25 protein-coding genes are annotated in these 23,016 nt (G+C 71.4%); 10 read left to right on the top strand and 15 right to left on the bottom strand.

The features are described from left to right. Positions 1 to 80: 80 nt before the first annotated feature. The 3 genes from rpmF to mrf all read right to left on the bottom strand — a co-directional run bounded on the left by rpmF (position 81) and on the right by mrf (position 1,803). Positions 81 to 254 carry a 50S ribosomal protein L32 gene (rpmF, locus tag AXK61_RS22860; protein ID WP_013127873.1) on the bottom strand — a complete coding sequence of 58 codons (174 nt, stop codon included), beginning with the start codon at positions 252 to 254 and terminating at the stop codon, positions 81 to 83. Positions 255 to 331: 77 nt separating this feature from the next. Further along, positions 332 to 595: a type B 50S ribosomal protein L31 gene (locus tag AXK61_RS22865; RefSeq protein ID WP_068574801.1), complete on the bottom strand. Its 264-nt coding sequence runs from the start codon at positions 593 to 595 to the stop codon at positions 332 to 334. Beyond that, positions 592 to 1,803, bottom strand: coding sequence for a ribosome hibernation factor-recruiting GTPase MRF (gene mrf, locus AXK61_RS22870; RefSeq protein WP_156485810.1), 1,212 nt, complete (start codon positions 1,801 to 1,803; stop codon positions 592 to 594). The genes AXK61_RS22865 and mrf overlap by 4 nt, the downstream gene beginning before the upstream one ends. 55 nt (positions 1,804 to 1,858) lie before the next feature. On the opposite strand from mrf, the gene rpmB reads away from it, so the two are divergent. The 7 genes from rpmB (at position 1,859) to AXK61_RS22905 (ending at position 6,096) form a co-directional block, all read left to right on the top strand. Further along, on the top strand, positions 1,859 to 2,095 hold the full coding sequence (gene rpmB, locus AXK61_RS22875) for a 50S ribosomal protein L28 (RefSeq protein WP_068747083.1): 237 nt from the start codon (positions 1,859 to 1,861) through the stop codon (positions 2,093 to 2,095). Beyond that, complete coding sequence (gene rpmG / locus AXK61_RS22880; protein ID WP_068574796.1) at positions 2,095 to 2,259, top strand: 50S ribosomal protein L33; 165 nt, start codon at positions 2,095 to 2,097, stop codon at positions 2,257 to 2,259. The genes rpmB and rpmG overlap by 1 nt, the downstream gene beginning before the upstream one ends. Further along, positions 2,259 to 2,564 carry a 30S ribosomal protein S14 gene (rpsN, locus tag AXK61_RS22885; RefSeq protein ID WP_068574794.1) on the top strand — a complete coding sequence of 102 codons (306 nt, stop codon included), beginning with the start codon at positions 2,259 to 2,261 and terminating at the stop codon, positions 2,562 to 2,564. The genes rpmG and rpsN overlap by 1 nt, the downstream gene beginning before the upstream one ends. Next, positions 2,564 to 2,791, top strand: coding sequence for a 30S ribosomal protein S18 (rpsR, locus tag AXK61_RS22890; RefSeq protein ID WP_068747084.1), 228 nt, complete (start codon positions 2,564 to 2,566; stop codon positions 2,789 to 2,791). The genes rpsN and rpsR overlap by 1 nt, the downstream gene beginning before the upstream one ends. Positions 2,792 to 3,319: 528 nt before the next feature. After that, entirely contained in the window at positions 3,320 to 4,258 is a 939-nt protein-coding gene (locus tag AXK61_RS22895) for an AEC family transporter (RefSeq protein WP_068747085.1), read from the top strand. 138 nt (positions 4,259 to 4,396) lie between these two features. Beyond that, positions 4,397 to 5,389 (top strand): hypothetical protein, encoded by a 993-nt coding sequence (locus tag AXK61_RS25550; protein WP_068574788.1) that lies wholly within the window; start codon positions 4,397 to 4,399, stop codon positions 5,387 to 5,389. A 104-nt stretch (positions 5,390 to 5,493) separates the two neighbouring features. Continuing rightward, positions 5,494 to 6,096, top strand: a complete 603-nt coding sequence (locus AXK61_RS22905; RefSeq protein WP_068574786.1) for a DUF1707 SHOCT-like domain-containing protein — start codon at positions 5,494 to 5,496, stop codon at positions 6,094 to 6,096. On the opposite strand, the gene AXK61_RS22910 is transcribed toward AXK61_RS22905, so the two are convergent. The 4 genes from AXK61_RS22910 to AXK61_RS22925 all read right to left on the bottom strand — a co-directional run bounded on the left by AXK61_RS22910 (position 6,097) and on the right by AXK61_RS22925 (position 11,014). After that, a complete protein-coding gene (locus AXK61_RS22910) occupies positions 6,097 to 8,151 on the bottom strand; it encodes a VWA domain-containing protein (RefSeq protein ID WP_068747086.1) in 2,055 nt (684 codons plus the stop codon). Then, a complete protein-coding gene (locus AXK61_RS22915) occupies positions 8,141 to 9,568 on the bottom strand; it encodes a sigma 54-interacting transcriptional regulator (protein ID WP_068575306.1) in 1,428 nt (475 codons plus the stop codon). The genes AXK61_RS22910 and AXK61_RS22915 overlap by 11 nt, the downstream gene beginning before the upstream one ends. Positions 9,569 to 9,643: 75 nt before the next feature. Continuing rightward, positions 9,644 to 10,507, bottom strand: coding sequence for an SCO6745 family protein (locus tag AXK61_RS22920; protein WP_068574783.1), 864 nt, complete (start codon positions 10,505 to 10,507; stop codon positions 9,644 to 9,646). Positions 10,508 to 10,549: 42 nt separating this feature from the next. Then, positions 10,550 to 11,014: an SRPBCC domain-containing protein gene (locus tag AXK61_RS22925; protein WP_068574780.1), complete on the bottom strand. Its 465-nt coding sequence runs from the start codon at positions 11,012 to 11,014 to the stop codon at positions 10,550 to 10,552. A 16-nt stretch (positions 11,015 to 11,030) separates the two neighbouring features. On the opposite strand from AXK61_RS22925, the gene AXK61_RS22930 reads away from it, so the two are divergent. Next, a complete protein-coding gene (locus tag AXK61_RS22930) occupies positions 11,031 to 11,483 on the top strand; it encodes an ArsR/SmtB family transcription factor (RefSeq protein WP_231855644.1) in 453 nt (150 codons plus the stop codon). Positions 11,484 to 11,692: 209 nt separating this feature from the next. On the opposite strand, the gene AXK61_RS22935 is transcribed toward AXK61_RS22930, so the two are convergent. After that, the gene (locus tag AXK61_RS22935; protein ID WP_231855657.1) at positions 11,693 to 12,457 is read right to left on the bottom strand and encodes a class II aldolase/adducin family protein; all 765 of its coding nucleotides are present in this window, start codon (positions 12,455 to 12,457) and stop codon (positions 11,693 to 11,695) included. Positions 12,458 to 12,600: 143 nt separating this feature from the next. Between AXK61_RS22935 and AXK61_RS22940 the strand changes: the two genes are divergently transcribed. Further along, a complete protein-coding gene (locus AXK61_RS22940) occupies positions 12,601 to 13,221 on the top strand; it encodes a hypothetical protein (protein ID WP_068574777.1) in 621 nt (206 codons plus the stop codon). A 40-nt stretch (positions 13,222 to 13,261) separates the two neighbouring features. Here the strand turns inward: AXK61_RS22940 and purH are convergent, their stop codons facing one another. The 5 genes from purH to AXK61_RS22965 all read right to left on the bottom strand — a co-directional run bounded on the left by purH (position 13,262) and on the right by AXK61_RS22965 (position 19,218). Then, entirely contained in the window at positions 13,262 to 14,821 is a 1,560-nt protein-coding gene (purH, locus tag AXK61_RS22945) for a bifunctional phosphoribosylaminoimidazolecarboxamide formyltransferase/IMP cyclohydrolase (RefSeq protein ID WP_068747087.1), read from the bottom strand. Continuing rightward, positions 14,818 to 15,468 carry a phosphoribosylglycinamide formyltransferase gene (gene purN, locus AXK61_RS22950; protein WP_068574773.1) on the bottom strand — a complete coding sequence of 217 codons (651 nt, stop codon included), beginning with the start codon at positions 15,466 to 15,468 and terminating at the stop codon, positions 14,818 to 14,820. Before purN ends, purH begins: the two co-directional genes overlap by 4 nt. Positions 15,469 to 15,546: 78 nt before the next feature. Further along, positions 15,547 to 17,019, bottom strand: coding sequence for a cell division protein PerM (locus tag AXK61_RS22955; RefSeq protein WP_156485797.1), 1,473 nt, complete (start codon positions 17,017 to 17,019; stop codon positions 15,547 to 15,549). Between the two features lie 58 nt (positions 17,020 to 17,077). Beyond that, positions 17,078 to 18,265 (bottom strand): DUF5336 domain-containing protein, encoded by a 1,188-nt coding sequence (locus AXK61_RS22960; protein ID WP_156485798.1) that lies wholly within the window; start codon positions 18,263 to 18,265, stop codon positions 17,078 to 17,080. 86 nt (positions 18,266 to 18,351) lie between these two features. Then, entirely contained in the window at positions 18,352 to 19,218 is an 867-nt protein-coding gene (locus AXK61_RS22965; protein ID WP_068747090.1) for a LysR family transcriptional regulator, read from the bottom strand. 77 nt (positions 19,219 to 19,295) lie between these two features. Between AXK61_RS22965 and AXK61_RS22970 the strand changes: the two genes are divergently transcribed. Then, on the top strand, positions 19,296 to 20,522 hold the full coding sequence (locus AXK61_RS22970) for an MFS transporter (protein ID WP_068747091.1): 1,227 nt from the start codon (positions 19,296 to 19,298) through the stop codon (positions 20,520 to 20,522). Positions 20,523 to 20,661: 139 nt separating this feature from the next. Here the strand turns inward: AXK61_RS22970 and sucD are convergent, their stop codons facing one another. Continuing rightward, positions 20,662 to 21,564: a succinate--CoA ligase subunit alpha gene (gene sucD, locus AXK61_RS22975; protein ID WP_068747092.1), complete on the bottom strand. Its 903-nt coding sequence runs from the start codon at positions 21,562 to 21,564 to the stop codon at positions 20,662 to 20,664. 16 nt (positions 21,565 to 21,580) lie between these two features. Beyond that, complete coding sequence (gene sucC / locus AXK61_RS22980; protein ID WP_068574762.1) at positions 21,581 to 22,744, bottom strand: ADP-forming succinate--CoA ligase subunit beta; 1,164 nt, start codon at positions 22,742 to 22,744, stop codon at positions 21,581 to 21,583. Positions 22,745 to 23,016: the final 272 nt, after the last annotated feature.

A 23,016-nucleotide genomic window follows, 5' to 3' on the forward strand; every position in this document is an offset into this window, starting at 1 on the left:
GGAACCCCCCTAACGAGCTTGCATACACCTCAAGAGCGGGCCGGCACCAGGCCGACCCGCTCTTGGGGAAAGATCAGTTCTTAGCGGCGGTCGAGATCGACCAGGCCCAGCTTCGCGGCGCGCACGAGGCGACGCGGAACCAGGTGGGTGCGGCCGCCGACCTGCACGGCCTGCAGCTCGGGGTTGTTCGCCTTCCACTGCGAGCGGCGAGCATGCGTGTTCGCCCGCGACATACGGCGCTTCGGTACAGCCATGATTCTTCCTATCGGTCTTGACGAAAAAAGCTCTCGACGCGAGCCCGGAAGGCTTCCAACGTCACAAGCACAGAAGTCTACCGCCGAACAGCCCGCCCGCCAAAACGCGCGTACTTCTCCTCGAACTTCTGCACGCGTCCGGCCGTGTCGACCAGCCGCTGCTTGCCCGTCCACAGCGGGTGCGAGTCGCTGGTGACGTCCACGACGATCAGCGGATAGGTCTCCCCCTCGACCTCGACGGTCCGCGCCGACGTCGCCGTACTCCGGGTGACGAAGACCTTCCCCGTCGACGCGTCCTGGAACGCGACGGGGCGGTACTCCGGGTGGATTCCTTGCTTCATGACATCTCCTCGTCTTCTCGTGTCCCGGCCGCCGGGTCGGCGGCCAGGTCCTCGCACGGGTCGGCGTGCATCGCGCCGAACGGGTCGTGCCAGAGCGCCCACTCGCCGGGCCCGGCGGCGAATTCGGCGGGGGTCAGCTCGGCCCAGCGCAGCGTCTCGGCGACGCGCACGGGGTCGGCCCCGGCGACCAGCACCACCAGGTCGGTCCGACGGTCCCCGTAGGCCTCATCCCAGCCGGCGGACGCCATCGCCCAGCGGTCGGGACTCCCCTGGCCGCCCGCGGCGAGCCACGGGCCCGCCGCGCCGACGCGCAGCCCCGCCCCGGCGGACTCCAGCCAGAAGGCATCGTCGGGACGGGTGGCGAGCCACATCCGCCCCCGCGCGTGAACGACCCCGTCGAGCAGCACGTCGATGGCCTCGTGGAACCGGCCGGGGTGCAGCGGCCGGCGGGCGCTGAACTCGATCAGGCGGACGTCGCCGTCGGGTTCCAGGGGCGGACAGCCGGGCAGCAGCGGACCGAAGGGCTCGATCGGTGCCCGCGGGGCCCCCAGCCGCGGGAGCAGGCCTGTCAGCGGCACCCGCTCGCGGGCGATCGGAGCACCGGGCGCGAGGCGGCGCAGCACGGCCCGGAGGCGGGCGGGGTCGGGGCTGTCGCCGGTCACCACCAGCAGGTCCGCGTTCTGCGCGTGACCCACGGCCAACTGGGCGACGGTGCGCTCGTCGTCGTCCGGCACGGCGTACCGCTCGCCGAGGTCCTGCTCACCGAGGGCGTCGTCGAGCCAGGTCGCGCCGTCGACGAAGCCGATCGTCCCGACCACCTCGACATCGCGGGCCGCGGGCGCGGACACACTGCCGACCATCTCGACGACGACGTGCTCGATCGCGTGCCGCAGCGCGTCGGCCTCGAGGGTGGGATCGAGCCGGACGACGATCCGCCGCGTCCCGGCCCGGCGATGCAGCGCACGCAGCAGCGGCAGCAGGTCCTCGCGCAGGGTGCACGAGACGCAGCCGTGGGCGAGCTCGAGCAGAGCGACGCGCTCCTCGGCGGTGCCGTCGGGCCGGACGGTGGACTCCGACCGGACGACCATCCCCTCGCGGAGGCCCGACAGATCGTGATGCACGACGACGGTGCCGGGTTCGGCCAGCTCGAGGGCGCGCTCCTGCCCGCCGAAGCCGGTGAGGAGCAGGACCGGAGTTCTGTTGGAAATGATTCCCATTTCTAGTACGTTACATTATCGACAACCATTCGCAAGAAGGAGGACCATGTCCGCACACTGCCAGGTCACGGGCCGCGCGCCCGGCTTCGGCAAGCGGGTCTCGCACAGTCACGTGCGCACGAACCGCCGCTGGGACCCGAACATCCAGCGCCGCCGCTACTACGTGCCCTCGCTCGGGCGCTCGGTCACGCTCCGGGTGTCCACGAAGGGCATCAAGACCATCGATCGCCGCGGCATCGACGCCGTGGTCGCCGACATCCTGTCCCGAGGGGAGAAGCTGTAATGGCCCGTAACGAGATCCGACCGATCATCAAACTCAGGTCCACCGCCGGCACCGGGTACACGTACGTGACCCGGAAGAACCGTCGCAACGACCCCGACCGCATGGTGCTGCGCAAGTTCGACCCGGTGGTCCGGCAGCACGTCGACTTCCGCGAGGAGCGCTGATGGCGAGCGTCGCGAAGATCGCCGCGAACGAACGGCGGAAGGTTCTGGTCGCGCGCTGGGCCGCGCGCCGCGCCGAGCTCAAGCGGGTCATCGCGCACCCGTCGACCTCGGCTCACGACCGCGCGGCGGCCGTGAGCGCGCTCGCGAAGCTGCCCCGCGACGGGTCGGCCACGCGCGTGCGCAACCGCGACGCCGCCGACGGCCGGCCCCGCGGGCATCTGCGCAAGTTCGGCCTGTCCCGCGTCCGGGTCCGGCAGATGGCGCACGACGGTCAGCTGCCCGGCGTCCGGAAGTCGAGCTGGTGATGGCACGCAGGCCCGTGCGCACCCCGGCCACGCGCCGCGGCCTCGTCCGCGTGCCCGACGGTGCCCTCGACTACAAGAACGTCACGTACCTGCGGACTTTCCTCAACGACCGCGGCAAGTTGCGCTCCCGCGCCGTGACCCGGCTGTCGCCGCAGGACCAGAAGCGGCTCGCGCTGGCGGTGAAGAACGCCCGGGAGATGGCGTTGCTGCCGTACTCGACGAGGTAGCACGTCACGATGCGCGAACGGAGGTTCGGGCGCGCCGGCGCGGGGTCGACGATGCGCCGGCTCGGGGGTTGAGGCGCGGGGGGCGCCGGAGGTCAGGGCGCCGGAGGTCGGGGCGTCCGGCGTCAGAGAGTGCCGGCGGGGCGGCTCTCGGATTCTGCCCGGATCGGACAGCGCGGGCCGCGGACAGTGGGCGAGCGCCGCCCGTCGCCCCGCACCGCACCCGTCGTCCCCCGCACCGCGCCGTCGTCCCCCACGCGGCGGCGACCTCCCCCGCGCCACGGCCGCTCCCCCGCCGCACGACCGGCTTCCCATGAGGGGCGACCGTCCCCCACGCCGCGCCGCCGTCCCCCACGCGGCGTCCGGCCGCCCGTGGCGCGGCCGACGCAGCGCCGCCGACCAGCGGCGGGCGCGCGGCCGACACGGACGGAATCCGAGAGTCGCCGCACATCGCGGTGAGACATCGCAGTCGGCATGAACCCCTCCCGGGGCGAAACGCGGCGATACTTCGGTCGCGTACCCTTCCCGCTCGTGACCTCCGTGCTGGCCGGCTTCGCCGTGATCGCGATCATCATCGCGGCGGGCTGGCTGGTCGGCCGGGTCGGCGTCCTGGGCGAGGAGCCCGAGAAGCAGCTCTCGCTCCTGGTGTTCTACCTGCTCACCCCGGCCCTGCTGCTGCACGCGCTGGCCACCACCGACGTGACGGTGCTGTTCAGTTCGCGGCTGTGGGTGAGCGCGGGGTCGGCACTGGCGATCGGCGCGATCTACTACGTGATCGTGCGGGTGTTCCGACGCCGGCCGATGGGCGACGCCACGATCGGCGCGCTCGCGGCCAGCTACGTCAACTCGTCGAACCTGGGCATCCCGATCGCGGTGTTCGTGCTGCACGACACCTCGTACGTGGCTCCGCTGCTGCTCTTCCAGATCCTGATCTACTCGACGATCGCGCTGACCATGCTCGACATCGCCGAGTTCCGGGACAGTCCCGACAAGACCCAGCCGATCTGGCGCACCGTCGCCACCCCCCTGCTCAATCCGATCGTGGTCGGCGCCCTGATCGGCCTCGTGATCTCGCTCGCGCGGTGGCATCCCCCGGAATGGCTGATGAGCCCCGTCAAGCTGCTCGGCGACGCGTCGGTGCCGATGGCGCTGATCGTCTTCGGGCTGTCGCTGGGCGGGGTCCGGGTGCTGCAGAAGGGCGAGGCGCCCCGCCGCGACATCGCGCTGGCGACCGCGCTCAAGATGATCGCAATGCCCGTGCTCGCATGGGCGATGGCGCGCTTCCTGTTCGGTCAGACGGGGCACGCCCTGTTCGCACAGACGGTGACCGCAGCCCTCCCGACCGCGCAGAACGTGCTGGTCTACGGCCTGCGATACAACCGCGGCGTGATCCTGGCACGGGATTCCGGCCTTATCACGACCATGCTGTCGATACCGGCGATCATGCTGATCGCGGCTCTTCTCACCTGACGGATGTGACGAACGACCCGGTCACATTACGCCTGTGACGCCCGTTTCGGCTTGGGTTCGACATCTTACTCGTGGGTTAATAAGACCACGAGCGGTGCGCTGTACGGCGCGCCGCGACCACACACTCAGGAGAGACCCATGGCTCAGACCGCCGCTCAGCGCGCCGTCGAGGTGTTCGTCTCTGCCGTTCAGGCCCGCGGGGGCAAGGCAGAGGTCGCCACGAAGGGGAGCACCGTGCTCGTCACCGTGACCGCAGCCGGCCGCACCGAGACGCTTCGCGTCAAGGCCACCACCGGCGACACCTGGCAGGCCCGCAAGGGTGAGGCCGTCGCCAAGGCGCCCGTCACCGCGTGGGCGCTCGTCGACCTGTCCGACGGTGCGCCGATCGCCATCGTCTCGGCCGCCGACTACGCCGCGCACGTCGGCAAGCTCGCCGCCGGCTACGAGGGCAAGAACCCGGGCAAGACCCTGACCGCGAACACCAACCTCGTCGTCACCGCCGACGCCGTGGCCGCCTGGGAGGACGCCTGGTCCGTGCTGGGGCTCGACGGTGCCGCCGCCGCGCCCGCCAAGGCCGCTGCCCCCGCGAAGCCCGCCGCGGCTGCGAAGCCGGCCGCTGCCAAGACCGCCACCAAGCCGGCCGCGGCGAAGAGCACCGCCGCCAAGAAGGCCCCGGCCAAGACCACTGCCGCCACGAAGGCCGCCGCGGCCACGAAGGCGCCGGCCAAGACCGCGGCTGCGAAGAGCACCGCCGCCAAGCCCGCGGCTGCGAAGTCCACCCCCGCGAAGACCGCTGCGGCGAAGCCTGCGGCGAGCAAGCCTGCCGCCAAGAAGGCACCGGTCAAGGCCTCGGAGGCCAAGATCACCCCGATCGCCGCGCAGAAGGACGCCGCGTCGAAGGGCAAGGCTCCCGCCTCCATCGACGCGAAGTCGGCGAAGCCCGCGGCCGCCCCCAAGGCCGACGCGAAGGCCGCCCCGAAGGCCAAGGCCACCAAGGCCGAGACCAAGCCGGAGACGAAGGCACCGTCGAAGGACGTGGCCAAGGCCGACAAGCCCGCGCCGAAGAAGAATCAGCCCACCGGCATCGCGCTGCTCCTCAAGCGCCTCCCGGTGGTCGGCCGCCTGCTCTGACGCGGCGCCCCCACCCTCGACGATCCGGCCTCCCCGCTCTGCAGCGGGGAGGCCGGCTCGCTGTCGGCAGCGGGGACCCACCCGCTTCGCCTAGAGTCGAGGCTATGTCCGACGAGCTCGAACCCCTGCGCCGCGACGTCCTGCGGGCATCGGATCACGACCGCAACCGTGTGGTGGAGATGCTCTCCGAGGCCCTCGGCCTCGGCCAGATCACGCTGCCCGAGTACGAGGAGCGGTCGCACAACGCCGTGCAGGCCCGCACGTTCGCGGACCTCGACCGGTTGGTCGTCGACCTTCCGGCCGTGCAGGCACCGTCGTCGATGGCGGCTCCCGCGTACCGCGCACCGTCGGTCGCGCCCGCGGGAGTGCCGCGCATGAGCGAGAACAAGTGGGCCGTCATGTCCGGAACACGGGTGCGCGGGCCGATCGCCGTGGGACCCGAGCACACCGCCACCGCGTTCTGGGGTGGTGTGAACCTGGACCTGCGCGAGGCCACCTTCCTCGTGGGCGATGTGACCCTGAACGTCTACGCCGTCATGGGCGGCGTCGAGATCATCCTGCCCAAGGGCGCCAACGTGCACGTCGAGGGCGTCGGGATCATGGGCGCTTTCGAGCACAAGAACCCGCAGACCGGTGACCCCACCGGTCCCCGGATCACCGTGAAGGGCTTCGCCTTCTGGGGCGGGGTCGAGGTGAAGATCAAGTAGCTATCCCCGCTTGCGGCTGCCCAGGTAGTCACTGACCACGGCGGCGCCCAGGCCGTCGAGGTCCGGCGAGACGAGCCGCCCACCCACGCGCCGCACCACCGCGGTGAGGAAGCGGGTGAGCCCGGGGTCGTCGCCGAGCTGGAAGACGGTGATCTGCGCGCCTTGCGCGGCAACGGCGTCCAGGCCGCGCACCGTCATCGCGACGGTCCGCGGGTGCGGCGGGTAGTCGAAGAAGGCCTCCCCTCGGGGGGCTCCGCCCCCCGAGTCCCCCCCGACTCCTCTCCTGCCGTTCCGCTCCAGGTGCGCGGTCGGCTCACCGTCGGTGACCACGAGCAGCACCGGCTGCGCGTTCGGATGGGCACGGAAGTGCTGCTGCGCCAACTGGAGTGCGTGGTGCAGGTTCGTGCCCTGTTCGTAGGCGCCGTCGAGCCCGGTCAACTCCCCCACGCTGAGCGTGCGCGCGTAGCGGCCGAATCCGATGAGCGCCAGGTCGTCTCCGCGGAAGCGTGTCGAGATCAGCTGGTGCAGCGCCAGAGCCGTGCGCTTCATCGGCAGCCAGCGGCCCTCCATCACCATGGAGAAACTGGTGTCCACGAGCAGCGCGACCGCCGCGTGGCTGCGGGCCTCGGTCTCGGTGACCTCGATGTCGCGGGCGTCCAACTGCACTGCGCCGGAACGTCCCTCACCGGCCTGCCGCAGCACCCCGTTGAGCACGGTGCGGGTCGCGTCCCACGGCTCGGTGTCGCCGAACCGCCATTCCCGGCTCGCGCCGGTGGCCTCACCCGTCGCCCCGGTGCGGGCGGTGTTCCGCTCCCCTCCCCGCGAGGTCAGACGGTGCGCCACGTCCCGCAGGATCGACTGGCCGAGTTGCCGGATCGCCTTGGGCGAGAGGCGGAGCGAGCCGTCGGCGTTGCGGGAGAAGTAACCCTGGTCGCGGAGCGCCTTCTCCAGGTCGGCGAGAGTGCGCGCGTCGGCCACTGCCTCGTCGCCGAGCTGCCGCTGCAGCGCCTCGAGGTCGATGTCGTCGAGCGATGCACCGTTGTACTGCTGGTTCAGCTGATCCGCCAGGGATTCCAAGTCGGCGATGTCCTGCATCGCCTGCGTCGCGTCCCCCAGACCCATGCCCTCGGATCCCTCGAACTCCTGGCTACCGAACCAGTCCTCGCCGGGGCGCGCGTCCATGAGCTTGCCCGTGAGATCGTTCAACGCCTGCGAGAGCTGCGGCGAGCCGAAGGCGGCCTGCGACAGCTCGTCGAGCTCGGCCCGCTGCTCCGGTGTGAGGCTGTTGTACAGCCGCTGCGCCGCCGCCGACCGCTGCGCCAGCGCGTCGATGAGCTCGTCGATGTTGCGCGGGTTCTCGGGGAAGTACTGGCCGTGCTCGGCCATGAAGTCGTCGAAGTCGTCCTGCGTGGCCTCGCCGGCGTTGTGCTTGTCCAGCAGCGTGTTCAGGTCGTCGAGCATCTTCTGGATCGCGGCGCGGTCCTCGTCGGTCGCGCCCTCGAGGGCCTGCTTGATCCCCGCGAACCGCTGATCGAGCAGCTCCCGCCCCAACAGATCGCGGATCTGCTCGAACTTCTGCGCCGCCTCGGGCGAGCGCCACCGGTAGTCCCCCAGTTCGCGCACGGCCTGCGCCGCCGACGGCGGCAGGTCGCCCAACCGCATCTCCTGGAACCGGGCATCGTCGTCCAGCGCCCGCGCGAGCTCCTTGCGCTCGGCGAGCACGGCCTCGTCGAGCAGCTTCTGGACGTCCTCGAAGGTCTTGCCGAGATTGTTGCGCTGCAACAGATCCTGCTTGCGGCGGTTCGCGAGCTCGGCCAGCTTGTCCAGCCCGCGCCGGTTCTCGCCGCCGCGCCGCAGGTACTCCTGCAGCGCGCGCCGCGGCGAGACGCCGTTCATCACGTCGCGACCGATCTCGTCGAGTGCGTCTCGCAGATCGACCGGCGGCGCCAGCGGATCCGGCCCGCCGGTGTACCGGCGGTAGCGGGCCAGATGCCCGCGCCGCGTGCCCTTGTCCCGACGTGGGCTCCGCCCTCCCCGAGACGAACTATCCGCCATAGACGGTCTGCCCCTCGTCGTCGGACTCCTTGCCGATGCGCCGCGCGAGGTACAGCCCCTCGAGCGCGAATTCCGCTGCCGCGGCACGCTCCCCGGGCGACTCGGCCTCGAGCCGTCGGTAGACCTCCGCGAGCACCGGCACCTCCGGCAGGTTCGCGAGCAGCGCCGCGGCGGTCACGTCGTCGCCGGTGACGATCGGCCCGCCGGCCTCGATGGCCTCCACGAGCGGGCCCAGATCGACGCCCAGCAGGTACTCGCCGATGGTCGCGGCGGTGGCGCGGCGCAGCAGGTGCACCAGGGTCGCGATCTCGCGCCCCTCCTCCCCCGCCTCGAACTCCACCTTGCCGCGCAGTACGTCCGGCACCGTCAGCAGGTCGACGGGGCGCGCCACCGACAGCTCCTCGCCGCCGACGGCCGCGCGGTGCAGCGCCGCGGCGGCGATGGTCTCCTGCGCCGCGATGGCGAACCGGGCGGACACGCCGGACCGCTGGTCGACGGCGGGCGACTCGCGCAGCTCGCGGGTGAACCGCGCCAGCACCTCGGTGAGGTACTGCGGCACGGAGGCGACCACGTCGGCCTCCTGCTCGATGACCGCGACCTCATCCTCGAGGTCGAGCGGGTAGTGCGTGCGGATCTCGGCGCCGAAGCGGTCCTTGAGCGGCGTGATGATGCGGCCGCGGTTGGTGTAGTCCTCGGGGTTCGCCGACGCCAGGAGCAGTACGTCGAGCGGCAGGCGCAGCGTGTAGCCGCGCACCTGGATGTCGCGCTCCTCCATGACATTGAGCATCGCCACCTGGATGCGCTCGGCCAGGTCGGGCAGCTCGTTGACGGCGACGATGCCGCGATGCGCCCGCGGGATGAGGCCGAAGTGGATGGTCTCGGGATCGCCCAGGCTGCGGCCCTGCGCCACCTTGACGGGGTCCACGTCGCCAACCAGATCGCCGACGGAGGTGTCCGGCGTGGCCAGCTTCTCCGAGTAGCGCTCCTCGCGGTGCTTCCACGCGACGGGCAGATCGTCGCCCAGTTCCTGTGCGCGGCGGATCGAGGCCGGGGTGATCGGGTGGTACGGGTGCTCGCCGAGCTCGGCTCCGTCGATCACGGGGGTCCACTCGTCGAGTAGGCCGACGATGGTGCGGATCAGGCGCGTCTTGCCCTGGCCGCGTTCGCCGAGCAGCACCACGTCGTGGCCGGCCAGCAGGGCCCGCTCGAGCTGCGGGACGACGGTGTCATCGAAGCCCTGGATGCCGTCCCAGGGGTTCGTGTCGGCCCGGAGGGCGGTGAGCAGATTGTTGCGGAGCTCGTCCTTGATCCCGCGGTAGACGTGGCCGGAGGCCCTGAGTTCGCCGACCGTGCCGGGAAGCTCGGTGGGGACGTCGGAGCGGCGATCGGTGCGTGCATCGGAGCGTGCGGAAGTCACGCCGTCCACGCTACGCCGGTCGACCCGCGCCGCCCCAGGGTCTACGCCCGCAGCGAAATCGGGAATACGGCGGGGCTACTTCTTCTTGGTGCCGGGGATGACGCCCGCGTCGATCACGGCCTTCGTCAGCGGCCGGATCCGGGTGATGAGCTCCTCCGACCCGGGTCCGAACGCGGCGGCGGTGATGGCGTCGGTGCCCGCCTCGATGTCGAGGTAGACGCCCATGCCCTCGCCCGTCAGGCGGTGCTCCTCCAGCTCGCCCTCGACGAGGCCGCGCTCCGCGAGGCGGGCGACCGCGTCGCCCCACTGCTGCTCGCTGTACCCGCGCGTGATGCGGAAGAACCTGCGCCCCATGACCCGACGGCGCACCGTCGGATCCGGGACGTCCGCCTCGTGCAGGACGCCCGCCTCGAGGCCGGTGAGCCCGTGCCGGATCAGCTCGGCGAGGTGGTTGTCGCCACGCCATTCGCGCAGCACCGAGAGGTGGCGCCAGAGGGCGAGGGCCGGATCGTCCGGCACCGTCGACGATGCCCAGGCGGAGGCGAGGGTGCGACCGGCGAGCGGCAGGTCGGCGACGAGGTCACCGAAGCCCTCGGCGAGCGCGCGGACCTCGGCCGGATCGATGCCGGCCAGGATCCCGCGGTACTGCTCGGCGAGCATGACGTAGCGGCGGTCATCGATCTCGGCCAGTCCCGCGTCGACGGCCACGGACCAGGCGCTCTCGATGAGCGTGGGCGCGAAGTTGTAGAACGCGGCGGCCACCACGGAGGCGTGCGCCTCGCCGATCGGGGCGGCCCGGGCGCCCACGTAGAAGGCGTGCTGGTCGATGCCCAGGTCGGCGACGGCGTCCCGGATGCCCGGGTTGAAGTACGCGACGACGTGGAAGGGCTCGACGGTCTCGTAGGCGGTACGGGCGAGGGCGACGGCGTTGTCCGACATGTCCCCACACTGTCAGGGCGGGCGAGGATTGTCGACGCCGGGCTACCTGTAGAAGCCCTCGCGCAGGTTGATGCCGTGCTCGACCCACACCTTGAGCGCGGCGAGCATCCCCGTCCAGCCCATGCAGTTGCCGAAGGCGCTCTTGGCACCGTCGCCGCTCGCCGCGAAGGCCGACTCGGTGATCGTGACCAGCGTGCGGGAATCGTCGTCGACGGGCTCGAACTCGAACGTCACCGTGGTGTCGGCGCCGGTGACGGCGTGCTCCGCGGCCCACCGGATCACGATCTTCGAGTGCGGATCCGCCTCGACCACCTGCACCGGGAAGGCGCCGGGGAAATCGGCGAAGTCCCAGGTGACCTCGGTGTTCGACTCCAGCCGTCCCCGGGCGCCGCCCGTGGTGAAGTACTCGGACAGCTGTTGCGGGTCGGCGACGGCCTCGTAGACCTGGGCCGTGGGGCGCGCCACGTAGCCGGAAACGGTGAAGGAGAGTTCTGCGAGTTCGGACATGTGATAAAACTACAACATGTCTGACGTCGACCGCAAGAGCGATCCCGAGACTCCCGCCGCGGAGTCGGGAGGCCGTATCGGCGCAGAGTCGGTCACGCCGGCGGACACGAAGGCGGGAGCAAACACGAGCACCACCGCGGCGGGTCAGGCGATGGCACCGGACGACGACGCCGATGACCAGGTCTTCAAAGCGCTGGCGAACGGCACCCGCCGCCGCATGCTCGACGTGCTCAAGGAGTCGCCGCGCACCACGGGCGACCTGTGCGCGCACTTCCCCGACCTCGACCGCACGACGGTGCTCCAACACCTGCGGGTCCTCGAGCGGGCGGAGCTGGTGATCGGGCGGAAGGTCGGCCGCGAGCGACACCTCACCCTCGCGCCGGTGCCCATCAAGCGGATCCACGACCGCTGGATCGGCGAGTACGCCCGCGCCGCCGTCTCCCTGCTCGACGACCTCACCCGCGGATAGCCGGCGCTGGAGGAACATCGCGAGGTCGGGGTATGCAGGGAACGCATAACCGATCAGCGAACCCGCTGGTCAGAGGCCATGCGTCCCACGCATCGCCATACGGTCGACACATGCCTCCGCGCAGGCCCCGCCGACCCCGACCGCGCCGCCCAGCCCGCCGACCCGAGCCCGCCGACTCCGACCGCCCGATGACCCCGGCGACGGCCCGTTCAGTCGAACACGTCGGGCGAGCTCGCGACGGTCTGCTCCCACAACGGACGGAACTGGAACCACCCGGCGATGTCGCTGCCCACCTGCGATCGCGTCAGCAGCGCGGTCTCGTGGTCGATCTCCTGCGGCTCCCCCGCGGCCATCGCCGCCAGCTGCGCCTGGCACGAGCGCTCCATCGTCACGAACCACCACGCCGCCGCCGACACCGAGCCGCCCACCGTGATCAGGCCGTGGTTCTTGAGGATCGCGGCCTTGTGATCGCCGATCGCCGCCGCCACGCGCTTGCCCTCGACCGTCTCGTTCACCACGCCCGCGTAGTCGTCGTAGATGCCGTGGTCGTCGTAGAAGGCGCACGCGTCCTGCGTGAGCGGCGCCAGTGGGATCCCCAGCGACGAGAAGGCCTTGCCGTACACCGAGTGCGCGTGCGCCGCGGCCACCGCGTCGGGCCGGGCGTCATGCACCTGCGCGTGGATCACGAACGCCGCCCGGTTCACCGGACGCCGGCCGTGCACCACGACCCCGTTGTGATCGACGCAGATCAGGTCCGAGACGCGGATCTGGTTGAAGCTCATGCCGAACGGGTTCACCCAGAACAGTCCGGAATCCTCGGGATCGCGCGCGGTGATGTGCCCCGCGACACCCTCGGAGAACCCGAGCCGGCCGAACACGCGGAACGCCACCGCGAGGTCGCGCTTGCGCTGTTCGCGCTCCTCGTCGACGGACAGTCCCATCGGCGGTAGCGGCAGCTCCGCCTTCTCCGGCATCGGCCCGACCGCCGCCTCGAGCAACGGGAGGTATTCGGCTGGCACGGTCATCGGCACTCTCCTGAAGGACGCGGCGCACCGCTCGGCGCGCACTCCATTCCTTGATAACACCCCGCTCCCGCCGGACGTGGGAGTATCTCCGCATGGGCAGGTGGGGGCGCGTCGCCACGGTACTGGTGATCGCAGCCGTCGGAGTCGCGCTCGGGATCTGGTACCACGGTCGCGCGACGGGCACGTTCTTCGACGATGCCACGGACGGTGAGTGCCTCGCCTCCGTCCCGTACGGCCCCGTCGCCCAGCTCGGCGGTCACGGCGCCACTCGGGCGACGACGGTGCCGTGCGACGGCGCGCAGGCGAACTACGTCGTCGTCGCGCACAGCACGACCACCCCGGTCACCGCGATGACGTGCCCCGATGGGAAGAAGGACGCGGCCGCCGCGGCCCGGGTCCGCATCCGCGACGGTGCACGCACCATCCGCACCACGTACGGCTGGGGCTCGATGTGCCTCGCCCCGGTCCTGCACGCAGGGTCCTGCTACACGGCCGGGACCGACCGCGGCGGTCTGGTGCGCACGATCGCGTGCGACCTCCTGGCGTGGCAGGTCACCCGCCGGATCGACGGGGTGTCCGACATCGCCCGGTGCGCGCCCGCCACCGGCCTCGTGCTCGCCGCGCCCGCGGTGACCTACTGCGAGGTCCTGTACGAGGACCCCGGCAACCCGCTCGCGGGTCGGATCACCCGCACACCACCGCCGGCCGGATAGCATCCGGCCGGCCGGAATCCCTCGACCGGTCCGCCCGGGATCAGTGGAAGAAGTGGCGCGTTCCGGTGAAGTACATCGTGACGCCGGCCTCGGCCGCCGCCGCGATGACCTCCTTGTCGCGGATCGACCCGCCCGGGGAGACGATCGCCTTCACGCCCGCGTCGATGAGGATCTGCGGGCCGTCCGGGAACGGGAAGAAGGCGTCGGACGCGGCCACCGAGCCGAGAACCCGGTCACCCGCGCGGGTCACCGCCAGCTGCGCCGAGTCGACGCGGTTGACCTGCCCCATGCCCACGCCCACGGACGCACCGCGCGACGCCAGCAGGATCGCGTTCGACTTCACGGCCCGGCATGCGCGCCAGGCGAACTCGAGGTCGGCGAGGGTGGCCTCGTCGGCGGACTCCCCCGACGCCAGGGTCCAGTTGTCGGGATCGTCGCCGGGAGCGTCGATCGCGTCGGACTGCTGCAGCAGCAGGCCGCCGGTGATCTGCTTGATCTCGGTGGTCAACACGGGCGGCTCGGCGAGCAGCACGCGGATGTTCTTCTTGCGCTGCAGCACGGCCAGGGCACCGTCGGCGTAGGAGGGCGCGATGATGACCTCGGTGAAGATCTCCGACACCTGCTCGGCCATCTCCAGGCTGACCTCGCGGTTCGCGGCGATGACGCCGCCGTACGCCGAGACCGGGTCGCACGCGTGGGCCTTGCGGTGCGCCTGCGCGACGTCCTTGCCGATCGCGATGCCGCACGGGTTGGCGTGCTTGATGATCGCGACGGCCGGCTCGTTGAAGTCGTACGCGGCGCGCCAGGCGGCGTCGCCGTCGGTGTAGTTGTTGTAGCTCATCTCCTTGCCGTGCAGCTGCTGCGCCTGCGCCAGCCCGGCCTTCGAGCCGCCGACGTACAGCGCCGCGCCCTGGTGCGGGTTCTCGCCGTAGCGGAGCACGGCCTCACGGGTCCAGGTGCCACCCATCCAGGACGGGAAGGTCACGGCGCCCCCGTCGACGGTCTCGGGCGCGACGACATTGGTCATGTACGAGGCCACGGCCACGTCGTAGTCGGCGGTGTGCCGGAAGGCCTTCGCCGCGAACGCCTTCCGCTGCTCCAGCGAGAACCCGACGCGCGCGTTGTCGACCACGTCGCCGTAGTCGGAGGGCGAGACGACGACCGCCACCGACGGGTGGTTCTTCGCGGCGGCCCGCACCATCGACGGTCCGCCGATGTCGATCTGCTCGATGCACTCGTCCTCGGAGGCGCCGGACGCGACGGTGTCGGTGAACGGGTAGAGGTTCACGACGACCAGCTCGAACTTCTTGACGTCCAGCTCGCGCAGCTGCTCGAGGTGCTCGGGCAGCCGGGTGTCGGCGAGGATGCCGGCATGGATCTTCGGGTGCAGGGTCTTCACCCGGCCGTCGAGGCACTCGGGGAAGCCGGTGACGTCCTCGACGCGGGTCACGGCGACGCCGGCATCGGCGATGGTGCGCGCGGTCGAGCCGGTCGAGACGATCTCGACGCCCGACTGGGCGAGCCCGGTGGCGAGTTCCACCAGACCCGACTTGTCGTACACGCTGATCAGCGCGCGCTTGAGCGGGATGTTGCTGCTCATGAAATGGTGACCTTTCGTCCATCCACGCGGTAGCCCTGGCGGGCGACTTCCGCGACGACCTCTGTCAGAAGGCGGCGCTCCACGACCTTGATCCGTTCGTGCAGGGTGTCCTCGGTGTCCCCCGCCTCCACCGCGACCGCCTCCTGAGCGAGGATCGGTCCGGTGTCGAGCCCCGCGTCCACGAGGTGCACGGTGGAGCCGGTGAGCTTGACTCCGTGCTCGAGGGCTGCGGGAACGGCGTGGGCGCCCGGGAACGCGGGCAGTAGCGCGGGGTGCGCGTTGATCACGCGCCCGCCGAACGCGGCGAGGAACGCGGGACCGAGGATCTTCATGAAGCCGGCCGCCACCACGAGGTGCGGCTCCAGCTCGGTGACGGCGGCCGTCAGCGCGGCGTCCCACTCGGCGCGATCGGCGTAGGCCTGCAGCGGCACCTCGGCGCTCTCGACCCCGGCCCGCCCGGCGACCTCCAGCGCCCGACAGCTCCGATCGGCGACGACACCGACGACGGACCCCGGATAGTCGGGGCCGGACGACGCCGCGAGCAGTGCCTCGAGCAGCGAACCGGTGCCGGAGGCCAGCACGACGATCCGGGCGGGCGCACACGGCGACACCACGGAGGGGCTGGGGGTGGTCAGGATGCTCTCCATCGCAGGGGGACGATTCGCGTCCAGCCTAATCGGCCGGTCCGGACGATTCGATCCGGCCTACCGATCGCCGGGTCCGGCCTACTGACCGAAGGTGTAACTGTCGAGTTCCTCGATGTCCGCGATGTTCCGCTCCCGCTTCGACGCGGCCGGCGCCGAGGTCGCCCGCCGGGCCGGCCGGGACACGGGCCGGACCTCCTCGGTCGGCTGTTCGGCGAGGGCGTCGAAGTCCCCCGTGTCGGCCGCGGATTCGTCGTGTTCGCGCAGGTCGTCCGCCGAATCCTCGGCGCGATCGCCGCGTTCCACCGGCTCGATCTCCACGGTGGCGCCGTCGTCGATCGCGTCGGGCTCGTCGGCGTAGGTCGTGTAGCCCGACGGTGCCTCCTCCTCCGCCCGGCGCGCGGCGCGGACGGCGCGCGACTCCCCCGCCTGCTGCAGCACGAGGGCGGCGAGAACGCCGACGAGGCCGACCCAGCCCAGGGTGAACAGGAACACCTGCAGCAGGTCCGCGCCCGCGTAACCGAACCCGCCGAGCTCCCCACCTGCGACGAAGGCGGCCGCGGTGAAGCCCGCTGCCGTGAGCAACGCGGTGACGGCGACCGTGGTCACCGTCGGCCCGAGGTCGAGGGAGCGGGCGGCGCACCGTCGGCCCACCCGGACCGCCACGAAGGCGGGAACGACGAGCAGGGGCAGCAGGTACCAGGGCGACGGTCCCTGGGGCAGGACCGCGAGGATCGGCACGCCCGGGGCGCGTCCCGGGGCCGCGGAGAACAGGCTCATCGAGATCGGGCCCAGCTGGACACCGGCGCCCAGGGGCAGCGCCGCGGCGCCGATCACCACGTTGGGCAGGTACAGCAGCGACAGCAGGACCAGGGAGATCATGCCGACGGCGTCGTTGCCGGAGCGGACCAGCTCGAAGACCGTCTCCCAGCGGATCACCAGGCGGACCACGACGATCGCGACGCCCACGACCCCGAACGTGAGCAGCGCCCGCCCCGCGAGCCGGGCGCAGTCGTCGACCAAGGTGGGCAGGTGCAGGAAGTGGGCCGCGTCACGCCAGTAGGCGGGCGCCAGGCCGAGCAGAGCGGCGCCGAGGTGCACGCCGATGGTGCACAGGAACGCGGTGAGCGGCGGCGGCGTGCCGATCGTGAACCGCCCGGCGGCGTCGTTGACGACGGCCAGCGCGATGGCGGTGAAGAGGGCGGGTCCGGCGATCGCGCACAGCAGCACCGAGCGCAGCTCGGCGAGCGGGCGTCCCTCGCCGCCGGCGCGACGCGCGGCGCGCGCGACGCCCGCGACCAGCGCGATCGTGGGGACCAACGGAAGCACGCCGAGCGTGATGTCGCTGACGGTGACCGGCACCTGGTGCACGGCCAGCCAGAGCCCGGCGACCGTAGGGGCGATGGCCCCGAGGCCGGTCGACGAGGTGAGCAGGACGACCGCTCCCACCACGAACGTGATCAGGAGGGTCACGAGCGACGGCCCGAAGGCCATCACGAACAGCGGCCGGGTCTCGCTCGGGCCCGGCCCGGCGGCGCGCGCTGAATCCATCATCTTCACCACTGTGACATCGCAGCGTCGGATAGTGGCTCAGGCGCGCCGCAGGCAGGGACTACTGGCCCTGCTTGTTCTCGCCCTCGGTGGAGTGCGAGCCGTGCTGCGGGGTGGCGGGGCTGCCGAAGGCCTGGGTGGCCGACGACGACGCGGACTGGCCGAACGCGGTGGTCACCTCGTCGGGCGACGCCGAGGCGCCGGGGTTCGACGGTGCCGCCGACGCACCCGGGGCCTGGAAGCCCGTGGTGGCCGGGGCCGCGGGAGCGGCCGGAGCGGACGGCGTCGACGGTGCGCCCGGGGCCTGGTAGCCCGACGGGGCCGGCGCCTGGTAGCCGCCGTAGCTCGGCCACTGCGACTGCGCGGACGGCGCCTGCGCCGACGGCGCCTGCGCCGACGGCGCGGCGGGGAGCGACGGCGACGAGACGGCGGGCTGCTCCGCGGCGGACGCCTGCGCGGCGTCGGCGGACGGGGCGGCGGTCGCGGACGCGTCCGCCGAGGCGCTCGCCGCAGCGGCGGCTGCAACTGCGGCGGGGTTCTTGACGATGCCCGCGTCGATCAGCACGAGGACCACGGCAGCGGCCGCGGTGAGCAGCGCGAAGACCAGCGCGATCCAGAATCCGTAGGACAGATCGCCGTACAGCTCATCGTTCCAGGCGAAAGCGCCGAAGAGCAGGATCAGGAACGCAGCGGACGCGAGCGCAGCAGCGGGGGTGCGGCCGGTGTTGCCCTTCGAGATCAGGCTGAGCCCACCCGCGACGCCCGCGGCGAGGGCCAACCCGAGACCCGTGGCGCCCGGCGTGCTGAAGCCGTTGAAGTCGATGGTCTTGGAGCTGTACTGACCACCGAGGGACGTGAACTCGAGGAAGCCCAGCAGGAAGGTGATGACACCCAGCGCGGCGGTGGCGATGGACGCGATCAGCGCGAGGTCCAGGGGCTTGGAGGGCGCGGCCGGCTGCTGCGGGTAGCCGCCGTACTGCTGGCCGTAACCCTGCTGGCCGTAGCCCTGCTGCGAGTAGTCCGGCTGCTGGCCGTACCCCTGCTGGCCGTAACCCTGAGGCTGCTGCCCGTAGCCCTGCTGCTGGGGCTGCTGCGCCGGCTGGCCGTAGCCCTGCTGGCCGTAACCCTGCTGGGGCTGCTGCGCGGGCTGGCCGTAGCCCTGCTGGCCGTAGCCCTGCTGCGAGTAGTCCGGCTGCCCGTAGCCCCCCTGGCCCGGCTGCTGCCCGTACCCTCCACCTGAGTAGGTCATGTTCTTCTCCCCGAAGGTCGACGTCGGCCCCACGGGCCAGTACGCCACCACCCTATACACGAACTCCGACGTCAATCCGGTTCACCTCATGCAGAGTGCTGATCCACGACGGTCAACAGCGCTCTCGCCGCCGGACTGAGCAGCTTCGAGTGCACCAGCAGTTGCGACCGCGTCGGGCCGTCGACGAGTGGCACGACGGCGAGCCCGACACCGTCGGGCACGGTCTCGCGCGCGGCCGTCCCGACGCACAATCCGGCGCCGATCAGCTCGAGCATGGTCTCGGACCGGTCCACCTCGAAGGCGACGGTGCGCCGTACCCCGGCCCGGTCGAAGGCCTGGTCGGTCTCGGCGCGCCCGGCGCCGCCGGTCGGGTAGTCGGCGAACGGGCGCTCGGCCGCCTGCGCGAGGGTGAGGGGACCGTCGACCTCCTCGGACTCGGGCACCACGAGCACGAGCCGGTCGACGGAGAGTCGCCGCGCGACGACGCCCGCGGTGGAGAATCCGTCGGGCACGCCGAGGAGCGCGAGGTCGACGGTGCCCGTGCGCACGTCCTCGAGGAGGTGCTCGCTGGGGCCGCTGCGCAGCCGGACGCCCGCGTCGGGGTGGGCGGCGCGGTAGGCGCGCAGGACCTCGACCACGTCGAACGCGGTGAAGGTGGGGATCATCCCGACGGTGACGGTGCCGCGCACCGCGCCCGTCGTGGCGGCCACCTCGTCAGCAGCGCGGTCGACGGCGGCGAGCGCGGCCCGCGCCTGCGGGAGGAACGCCTCCCCGGCGCGCGTGAGCCGGACCGACCGGTTGGTGCGGTCGAAGAGGCGCGCGCCGAGATCCTTCTCGAGCGCGGCGACCCGGTGGCTGAGCGCGGACTGGACCACGTGGCAGCGCTCGGCGGCGCGGGTGAAGTTCAGGGTCTCCGACACCGCGATGACGTAGCGCAGCTGCTGCAACTCCATCGATCATCTCCCGGATAGATCATTTCATCGAAACAATACGTTGTACTGATGGTTGCGGCCCGGCAAGAGTGGAGGGCATGACCACGACCCGCATCGCGACCGCCGGCCCCGGCCTGCTTCGACTGATGGCCGTCGCCACCGGCTTGTCGGCGGCGAGCCTGTACGTCGCGTACCCGATCCTCGACCTGCTGCGCGACCGGTTCGGCATGTCGGACACGACGGCCGGGCTGCTCGTGACGGTGGCGCAGGCCGGCTACGCGGCCGGGCTGATCCTGCTCGTGCCGATGTCGGACGTGGTGCGGCGCCGGCCGCTGGCGCTGGCGCTGCTGACACTCACGGCCGCGGCGCTCGTCGTCGCCGGCGCGGCGCAGACCGGAGCGGTACTGCTCGTGGCGTCGGCGCTGGCGGCTGTCACGGCGGTCGGCGCGCAGGTGATCGTGCCGTACGCCGCCGAGCTCGCGGGGCCGCGTGAACAGGCGCACGCGGTCGGCGTCGTGATGAGCGGTGTGATCCTCGGCGGCCTCCTGAGCCGCTTCCTGTCCGGAGTGCTCACGGACGCGTTCGGTTGGCGCACCCCCTATTTCGTCCTCGCGGCAGCGCTCCTCGCAGCTGCCGCCGGGCTGGCGCGGACGATGCCGCGGCGCGACCCGGACCGGCCGGGGCTCACCGTCGCGCGCTACCGGGGCCTGCTGGCGTCGATGATCGCGCTGGTCCGCGAGTTCCCCGCGCTCCGGCTGCGGTCCGTACTGGCCGCCCTCTCCCTCGCCTCGTTCGTCGTGCAGGGCGCGGCGGTGACCTTCCTGCTCGCGGGCCCCCGGTTCGGGTGGACGCCGACGGCGATCGGCACGATCGGGCTGCTCGGCGCGGTGGGCGCACTGTCGGGGCCGGTGATCGGCCGGATCGTCGATCGCGGGCACGGCGCAGTGCTCACGGCGGCCGGCCTCGTCGCGCAGCCGATCGCGTGGTGCGCGATGCTCCTCGCCGACGGCGCCGGCGGTCTGCCCGCGCTGATCGTGGGCCTGGTGGTGCTCGGCATCGGGCAGCAGGCGGTGCTGAACACGTCCCAGGCGGTGATCTACGCGCTCCGGCCCGAGGCGCGCGGCCGCATCAACGCGGTGTTCATGGGCACCTTCTTCGTCGGCGGCACACTGGGTTCCGCAGCGACGGCCGCGCTGTGGCCGGTCGCCGGCTGGACCGGGTGCTGCCTGCTCGGCGCGGGGCTCGCCTCGGCGGCCCTGGTGCTGTACCTGGTGTTCCGCCGCGTGGAGACCGTCGCCACGGGCCCCGCTGAGATGTCGGCCTGAGCGGCGCCGCCCTCCCGACACGCCGGACCGGCGCCGCTGGGATCGACATCTCAGCGCACGCCCGGCACCGTCGGTCCAGGAAACGGGACCGCCCCGCCTCCCGGAGGGGAGGCGGGGCGGTGGACCGAATGCGCTGCAGTTACAGCGACTTCAGGATCTCGCGGGCGAGAGCGGCGGTCTCGGAAGGGGTCTTGCCCACCTTGACGCCGGCGGCCTCGAGGGCCTCCTTCTTCGCGGCGGCCGTGCCCGACGAGCCGGAGACGATGGCGCCGGCGTGGCCCATGGTCTTGCCCTCGGGAGCGGTGAAGCCGGCCACGTAGCCCACGACGGGCTTGGTGACGTTCGCCTGGATGTACGCCGCGGCGCGCTCCTCGGCGTCGCCGCCGATCTCGCCGATCATGACGATGATCTTGGTCTCGGGGTCCTTCTCGAAGGCCTCGATCGCGTCGATGTGCGTGGTGCCGATGACCGGGTCGCCGCCGATGCCGATGGCGGTGGAGAAGCCGAAGTCACGCAGTTCGTACATCATCTGGTAGGTCAGCGTGCCCGACTTCGACACGAGGCCGACGGGGCCGGTGCCGGTGATGTTCGCCGGGGTGATGCCGACGAGAGCCTCGCCCGGCGTGATGATGCCGGGGCAGTTCGGGCCGATGATGCGGGTCTTCTGGCCCTTCTCCACGTTGTAGGCCCAGGCGTACGCCGAGTCCTGCACGGGGATGCCCTCGGTGATGACCACCAGGAGCGGGATCTCGGCGTCGATGGCCTCGACGATGGCGTCCTTGGAGAACGCCGGCGGCACGAACGCGATCGACGTGTCGGCGCCGGTCTTCTCCATGGCCTCGGCGACGGAGCCGAAGACGGGGAGCTCGATGGCGTTGCCGTCCTTGTCGGTGTGCGAGACGGTGGTTCCCGCCTTGCGCGCGTTCACGCCGCCCACGACGTTGGTGCCGGCCTTGAGCATCAGTGCGGTGTGCTTGGTGCCCTCGCCGCCGGTGATGCCCTGGACGATGACCTTGTTGTCCTTGGTCAGGAAGATAGCCATTTTTCTGTTGTCTCCCTTACTTGTTCGCCAGCTCGGCGGCCTTGTCGGCGCCTTCGTCCATGGTCTGCGCGAGCGTCACCAGCGGGTGGTTCGCGGCGGCCAGGATCGCCCGCCCCTCCTCCACCTTGTTGCCGTCGAGGCGCACGACGAGCGGCTTGGAGGCCGACGCGCCGAGGGTCTCGAGGGCGCCGACGATGCCGTTGGCGACCGCGTCGCACGCGGTGATGCCACCGAAGACGTTGACGAACACGCTCTTGACCTGCTCGTCACCGAGGATGACGTCGAGGCCGGCGGCCATCACGGCCGCGGAGGCGCCGCCGCCGATGTCGAGGAAGTTGGCCGGCTTGACGCCGCCGTGGTTCTCACCGGCGTAGGCGACCACGTCGAGGGTCGACATGACCAGGCCCGCACCGTTGCCGATGACGCCGACCTGACCGTCGAGCTTGACGTAGTTGAGGTCGTTCTCCTTGGCCTTGAGCTCGAGCGGGTCGGTGGACCCGGCGTCGGCGAAGGCCTCGTGATCGGGGTGGCGGAAGTCGGCGTTCTCGTCCAGCGAGACCTTGCCGTCCAGCGCGAGGATCTGATCGTCCGGGGTGCGGACGAGCGGGTTGACCTCGACCAGGGTGGCGTCCTCGCCGACGAAGACCTCCCACAGCTTCTGGATGGTCACGGCCGCGGCGTCGAGCACCTCGGCGGGCAGCTTGCCGGCCTCGGCGATCGCGCGCGCGGTGGCCAGGTCGACGCCCTTGGTCGCGTCGACGGCGATCTTCGCCAGCGCGTCCGGGTTCTCCTCGGCGGTGACCTCGATCTCGACGCCGCCCTCGACCGAGCACATGGCCAGGTAGGTGCGGTTCGCGCGGTCGAGCAGGAAGGAGATGTAGTACTCCTCGGCGATGTCGCTCGCCTCGGCCACCAGCAGCTTCTTGACGACGTGACCCTTGATGTCCAGGCCCAGGATCGCCTCGGCGTTGGCCTGCGCCGCATCGGCGTCGGCGGAGTACTTCACGCCGCCGGCCTTGCCGCGGCCACCCACCTTGACCTGCGCCTTGACCATCACCGGCTTGCCGATTTCCTCGGCGATCGCGCGGGCGTCGGCGACATTGTCCGTGACACGGCCGGCCGATGTGGGCACGCCGTGCTTGACGAACAGTTCCTTCGCTTGGTATTCGAAGAGATCCATCAGCTCACCATCTGTCTGGTTACTCGGTCCACCCGCATTCTTCACGGGTCCGGGGTCGACTCTATGCCTCCGCGAATCCGCTCGGGCGCCGACCCTTGTTCCATGACCTATCTCACTTGACCTGCGGTTATCAGGCTCCGCAACCTACCCGCCGGTAAGTTTTGCGATCCGCGCTGCGCACCTGGCGATTATGACTGAATTCAGAGGACCGCAAGCGCGGGTTAAGTGCCGCCGACGATGGTTACCGCAGTCGAAGTGAATGGAGTACACAT

This window comes from Tsukamurella pseudospumae, assembly GCF_001575205.1.
Classification (GTDB): Bacteria; Actinomycetota; Actinomycetes; order Mycobacteriales; family Mycobacteriaceae; genus Tsukamurella; species Tsukamurella pseudospumae.